The organism is Marinimicrobium sp. UBA4209 (genome assembly GCF_002381585.1).
In the GTDB taxonomy this organism is placed as follows: domain Bacteria; phylum Pseudomonadota; class Gammaproteobacteria; order Pseudomonadales; family Cellvibrionaceae; genus Marinimicrobium; species Marinimicrobium koreense.
This window is the reverse complement of record NZ_DFTP01000048.1, coordinates 1-5,790: the sequence shown is the minus strand read 5'-3', so window position 1 is coordinate 5,790 and position 5,790 is coordinate 1. Positions and strand designations below refer to the sequence as shown.

General features: G+C 59.5%; 8 protein-coding genes. 3 read left to right on the top strand and 5 right to left on the bottom strand.

The window, feature by feature from the left end:
• The coding region (locus B3187_RS06755; RefSeq protein WP_286805315.1) for a PQQ-dependent sugar dehydrogenase at nt 1–715 on the bottom strand (715 nt) is incomplete at its 3' end.
• A gap of 97 nt (nt 716–812) precedes the next feature.
• Between B3187_RS06755 and B3187_RS06750 the strand changes: the two genes are divergently transcribed.
• Nucleotides 813–1,556: a pteridine reductase gene (locus B3187_RS06750; RefSeq protein WP_286805313.1), complete on the top strand. Its 744-nt coding sequence runs from the start codon at nt 813–815 to the stop codon at nt 1,554–1,556.
• A gap of 115 nt (nt 1,557–1,671) precedes the next feature.
• On the top strand, nt 1,672–2,103 hold the full coding sequence (locus tag B3187_RS06745) for an Hsp20/alpha crystallin family protein (RefSeq protein WP_286805312.1): 432 nt from the start codon (nt 1,672–1,674) through the stop codon (nt 2,101–2,103).
• A 32-nt stretch (nt 2,104–2,135) separates the two neighbouring features.
• Here B3187_RS06745 and B3187_RS06740 read toward each other — a convergent pair whose 3' ends face one another.
• The 4 genes from B3187_RS06740 to tsaD all read right to left on the bottom strand — a co-directional run bounded on the left by B3187_RS06740 (nt 2,136) and on the right by tsaD (nt 5,534).
• Nucleotides 2,136–3,545, bottom strand: a complete 1,410-nt coding sequence (locus tag B3187_RS06740) for an MFS transporter (RefSeq protein WP_286805310.1) — start codon at nt 3,543–3,545, stop codon at nt 2,136–2,138.
• A gap of 67 nt (nt 3,546–3,612) precedes the next feature.
• Nucleotides 3,613–4,131, bottom strand: coding sequence for a 2-amino-4-hydroxy-6-hydroxymethyldihydropteridine diphosphokinase (folK, locus tag B3187_RS06735; protein WP_123638067.1), 519 nt, complete (start codon nt 4,129–4,131; stop codon nt 3,613–3,615).
• The gene (gene folB, locus B3187_RS06730) at nt 4,128–4,487 is read right to left on the bottom strand and encodes a dihydroneopterin aldolase (protein WP_024460995.1); all 360 of its coding nucleotides are present in this window, start codon (nt 4,485–4,487) and stop codon (nt 4,128–4,130) included. The genes folK and folB overlap by 4 nt, the downstream gene beginning before the upstream one ends.
• A gap of 12 nt (nt 4,488–4,499) precedes the next feature.
• Entirely contained in the window at nt 4,500–5,534 is a 1,035-nt protein-coding gene (tsaD, locus tag B3187_RS06725; protein ID WP_286805306.1) for a tRNA (adenosine(37)-N6)-threonylcarbamoyltransferase complex transferase subunit TsaD, read from the bottom strand.
• Nucleotides 5,535–5,725: 191 nt separating this feature from the next.
• On the opposite strand from tsaD, the gene rpsU reads away from it, so the two are divergent.
• A partial coding sequence (gene rpsU, locus B3187_RS06720) for a 30S ribosomal protein S21 (protein ID WP_286805394.1) occupies nt 5,726–5,790 on the top strand: 65 nt, incomplete at its 3' end.

Sequence of the window (5,790 nt, the reverse complement as noted above, 5' to 3'; positions counted from 1 at the left end):
AGGGGTTGGTGGGATCCTGGGCATTGCGGTTGGGATCGCCACCCGGCCCACCGTCACCAAAGCTGACGTAAAGATAGTTGTCCGGGCCAAACGCCAGACGACCGTTGTTATGAATTTCGGTGGTCTGCTGGACATGGTAAATATCGGTACGCTCCAACTCGCCAGGCCCGGATTGCACCAGACTCATCCCTTCATCGTCAGAGCGAAACCGGGCGACATAGGATTCGGGCGCAACTTCGAATGCCTCTCCACCCTCGGTCAAAGACACATAGACAAAGCCGTTCTGCTCGAAATCCGGGTGGAACGCCATACTGAACAGACCGCACTCAAAACAGTGAGTGGGCTCAAACTGCACATCGGTGTAGTCCCTCAGGTCCACAAACAGCGCCGGCGTGGGGTTTGCCTCGGACAGGTCCAGGCGCCAGATGGTACCCCGCTGCTCCAGTACATAAAGTACCTGCTCAAGACTCGGGTGGCTGACCGCCCCGACCGGCGCGGTGAAGGTACCTTCAGGCACCAGCGGCTTGAGCGCCACCGTCGAATCCTGAGTGAAACGGGTAGCCAGACAGGTCTGATTCTCCGGCCGCTCGCTCAGGCCAGGCGGTCCCGAGGGCGCTCGGGCGTCGTCATCGCTCTGTCCGCCACCACAGGCGGCCAGCAGCAGTGCCAGCGCGACACTCACCCCAGTGTGAAGGCGACGGTGAAGCGGTACCATGAATGCACTCCGGACGGTTATTATTGGCTTATTCATCGTTTAATAGACCACCAGCGTACTACGTCGGACAGTTTATTCACAGATTCAAGAGGATTTTATGACTACTGACGCTCCCGTTGCCCTACTGACCGGCGCGGCCCGTCGCATCGGCGCGGTCACCGCAAAAACCCTGCACGCCTCCGGCTACCGGGTCGTCATCCACTACCGCGGCTCGCAGCAGGACGCCGAGGCACTCAGCCATGAGCTCAACGCGCTTCGTCCCGACAGCGCCGTGGCGCTGCAAGCGGATTTGAGTCAACTGAAAGACGTTCAACAACTGGCCGAGAACGCCTTGAAACAGTGGGGCCGCATGGACGCACTGATCAATAACGCGTCCAGCTTTTACCCGACTCCGGTGGAAGAGGCGAGTGAAGAACAGTGGAACGACCTGATGAGCAGCAACCTTAAAGCCCCCTTCTTTCTTGCCCAGGCTTTGGCGGACGCGCTGAAAGAAACAGAGGGTGCCATTATCACCATGGCCGACATCCATGCCGAGCGCCCACTGAAAAACCACCCCATTTATTGTGCCGCTAAAGCGGGCAACGTCATGCTGACCAAATCGCTGGCGCGGGAATTGGCGCCCAAGGTGCGCGTCAACGGCATCGCCCCCGGCGCCATTTTATGGCCGGAACAGGAGGCGGAGCTGGACGATGACGGCAAAGCGACCATCCTCGATCGGGTCCCGTTGAACCGACCCGGAGACCCTCAGGATATTGCTGACACCATTCTTTTTCTTTTAACCAAAGCGCCCTATATAACCGGACAGATTATCGCCGTGGACGGTGGTCGTTCGGTGAGTTAAAACAAGCGGTTTAACTCACTTTTGTTGCGCTGGATCAATTGAAAATCGACAAAAAAGGACCAATATAAGTAACGCAAACAGAGACAAGCTCTGGATGTTCAAAGGAGGTGTTCTTATGAACCTGATACCACGTAGTTCAGTATTTGATATTGACAGCCTGTTCGACAATTTCTGGGCACCGCTATCAAGAAGCTCTGCTTCGATGAACGCGGATGCGTTTTCGCCCAGAGTGGATATCACCGAGAAAAAGGATCATTACGAATTGACCGCCGAGTTACCCGGCGTGGACAAGAAAGATATTGACGTGACCCTGGACAACGGCATGCTGACCATCAGCGCCGAGTCCCGGTTTGAAAACAAGGAAGAAAAGGATGGACGCGTCATTCGTCAGGAGAGACGCTATGGCAAGTACACTCGAAGCTTCAACCTGGGAACGGACGTCAAGGAAAAGGATATCAAGGCGGAGTTCAACAACGGAGTGTTGAAATTGAACGTGCCCAAAGTGGAGCAGAAGACGCCGGTCAGTCATCGCATTGAAATTCACTGATGACCGAATGCTGACCCACTTGAAAGCCGGGCCTAATCGTCCGGCTTTTTCTGTTCTGCCCCGGACGCCCCGCGCAACAGCGAAATGAGTGTCGCACAGGTGAGAAACGCCAGAGCCAACAGCATCGCCTGACTGAAGGTGCGCAGCAGCGGCTCGGACAGGGTTTCGTTCAGCGGCTGGTTACCCAGGTTCCAGTAAACGAACAGATTCACCAGACTCATACCCACCAGGTTACCCACCACACGGGCGAGATTGAGCGTTGCCGCCGCGACGCCCACTTCACTGGAATGCGCCGACTGCATCACCACATGGTTATTCGGACTGGAGAAACAGCCGAAGCCCAGCCCCACCAGAAACAGCGCCAGGACAATAAAGCCCGGTGCCGTGGCGACGCCCAGCGTACTCAGCAACCCGTAACCACAGAGGGTACAGAAACAGCCCGCACTGGCCAGCCAGCGGGCCGGCAGATAGTCCGACAGGCGCCCCGCCAACGGCGCCACACAGGCCATGGTGAGCGCCTGCACCAGCAGGACATGACCGGCATCCGCCGCGCTGTAACCCCGCACATATTGCAGGTACAGGCTGAGCAGAAACCCGAGCGGATAACTGCTGGCGTACATGAACAGCGCCGTCATCAGGGAGAAGGAGAACAAGCGGGACTCGCGGAACATCTGTACGCGAATCAGCGGCTGCTCCCGGCGAGCCTGGCGGCGAATGAACACCACCAGTAAAACGAAAGAAAAGGCCAGTACCGCGCTCTGCCACAACCCGGGCAGCCCGGTCAGGCCGATCACCAGGGCAATGGCCCAGAGCGCAAAAGTCAGGGCCCCGCCCCAATCAAACCGGTTTTCGCGCTCGCCGAACCAGTCTCCGGACACCCGCCAGGCAATCAGTGACACCACCAACACCACAATCGGCAAGGGCAGCAGGAAGACAAACCGCCAGCCGAAGGCATCGGTCACCCAACCGCCCAAGGCCGGCGCCAGGGTCAGGCCGAAGTACACACAGGCGGCATTGAGCCCCAGGGGTAACCCGCGCTTTTCCGGCGGAAAGACCGAAATCAGCAGGGCCATGCTGGTGGCGAACATCATCGCCGCCCCCATCCCCTGAAAGAAGCGCAGCACCAGTACCATTTCAATGGAGTTGACGAAGAATGCCAGAGCACTGGCGCTACTGTTGAGCGCAATGCCCCAGAGAAAGACCCGTTTGCGGCCCACCTGGTCGGCCAGCTTGCCCGCCGGAAGCATGAAGATGATGTTGGCGATCAGGACAATGGTGGGCACCCAACTGACCAGCACCGCACTGGCGTTCAACTCCCTGGCCATAGTGGGCAGGGCGACATTCACCGAAGCCATTCCCAGAGGCGCGACAAAGGCCCCCAGGCACACAGCGATTAACACCCACCAGGGCGACACTGGCGCGGCGCGTTGCGGCTCGTTCACAGGCAACTCCACATAGAGGGCACGCCCTGCCCCGTGTCACAGGGGGCGGGCAGGGATCAAAATCAGGTCAGGACGCAGCGCGCGATACCGTCCGCCCCTGCCAGGTGAAATCCACCGGCCAGAGGTTCTGGCGCTGCTTATCGTAATCGGCCCACAGCCGGGCGTAGGTCTCCCCCTTGCTCGGGTGTAGATGGTTCGGGGCGATTTCCGCCATGGGCCAGAGCACAAAGGCATTCTTGGTCAGCTCGTCCCGGGGCAATTGAACCCCGGCCTCCTCCCCCACGAAGTCACCGTAGGTGAGAATGTCGATATCCAGCGTTCGGGAACTGAATTTGGGGCCGGAACGACAGCGACCGTTGTCGTCTTCGATCTTTTTCAGCCGATCGGACAGCTCGGCGATGGGCTGATCGGTTCCCACCCCAACCACCAGATTGAGGAAGTTACTGCCATCAAAGCCCACCGCTTCGCTTTCGAATACGGACGAAATGGTCAATTCGCCGAAACACTCCGCCAGCGCATCCAGCGCGGCGGAGATGTGTCGATAGCGATCAATATTACTGCCCAGACTGAGGTACACCTCGGTCATGCCGGTTTTTCCCCTCGCTCGATAATCAGGCCCACATCCCGGGCACCGCGCAGGGCGCCGGGTTTGCTGAGTCGCAGGCGGACCCAGGGCACGTTGAACTCTTCCCGCACAATGGTGGCCACCTCTTCGGCCAGCGCCTCGACCAGCTGTGCATCCCGGTTTTCCAGGTGGGCGATCAGGCGCTTGGAAACCGCCTTGTAATTCAGAGCATACTGGATGTCGTCGGTTTGCGCCGCCCGGCGGATGTCCGCCGCCATTTCCAGGTCCAGACTGATGGTCTGGCGCACCTGACGCTCCCAATCATAGATACCGATGATGGTATCCACCTGCAGATCTCTGATGTAAACAATGTCCATTCCACTTCCTCGTTAAGCGCTCAGCGGCGGCAGGCTGTCCAGTGGCCAGCGGGCGCGCACGTTCACCGCCAGCGGCTCGGTCTGCCCGGCCAGCAGGCGCTGGCAGCCGGCGTAGGCAATCATGGCCCCGTTGTCGGTGCAGAACTCGTTGCGGGCATAGAACACCCGGGCGCCGATCTTCGCCAGCGCGGCCTCGAGCTCCTCGCGCAGACGCGTGTTGGCCGAGACCCCACCGGCGATCACCAGCGTTTTCTGGCCGGTCTGCTCCAGAGCGCGCCGACACTTGATCACCAGGGTACCGACCACCGCCTCCTGAAAGGCATGAGCAATATCGGCACAGGTCTTCTCGTCCGGCAACCCGTCGGCCTGGGCATGCTCCGCCACCGTGTTGAGCGTATAGGTTTTCAGTCCACTGAAACTGAAGTCCAGGCCCGGTCTGTCGACCATGGGCCGGGGAAAGGTAAACCGCCCTGCCCGGCCCCGCTCGGCCAGTTTGGCGATATGGGGCCCACCCGGGTAGTCCAGATCCAGCATTTTGGCGGCCTTGTCGAATGCCTCCCCGGCGGCGTCGTCGAGCGACTCCCCCAGCAGGCGGTATTCGCCAATGCCACGGACTTGTACGAGCTGAGTGTGCCCTCCGGACACCAGCAGGGCGATAAAAGGAAACTCGGGCGGGTTATCTTCCAGCATCGGGGCCAACAGGTGGCCCTCCATATGATGAATACCCAGTGCGGGAATCCCCCACCCATAGGCCAGCGAACGCCCCACCGAGGCGCCCACCATCAGCGCGCCAATCAGCCCCGGGCCCGCGGTATAGGCCACCGCATCGATCTGCTCGGGCGAGGTGTCGGCTTCGGCCATCACCTGCCGCACCAGCGGCAGCAGTTTGCGCACATGATCCCGGGAGGCCAGCTCGGGCACCACGCCACCGTATTCCGCGTGCACCGCAATCTGACTGAACAGGGCGTGGCTGAGCAGGCCCCGCTCGCTGTCATACAGCGCCAGGCCGGTTTCGTCACAGGAGGTTTCAATACCCAAAACGCGCATAGAGAGCCTTCTAACTCGTACAGTGGGGCCAATCGAGGACCAACGGGAAAAACGAGCGCGTATCATATAGACCTGAAGCGGTAAGAACCAGTTGCAGTGCTGTCCATAACTGGTTAGAATCCACGCCCCTCGGATCCCGAAGCCACTTTTTGATCGCTTTCGGGGTGAATTAATTGAGTAAAGGTAACAGCATGCCTTCAGTAAAGATCAAAGACAACGAGCCGTTTGACGTTGCACTGCGTCGCTTCAAGCGCTC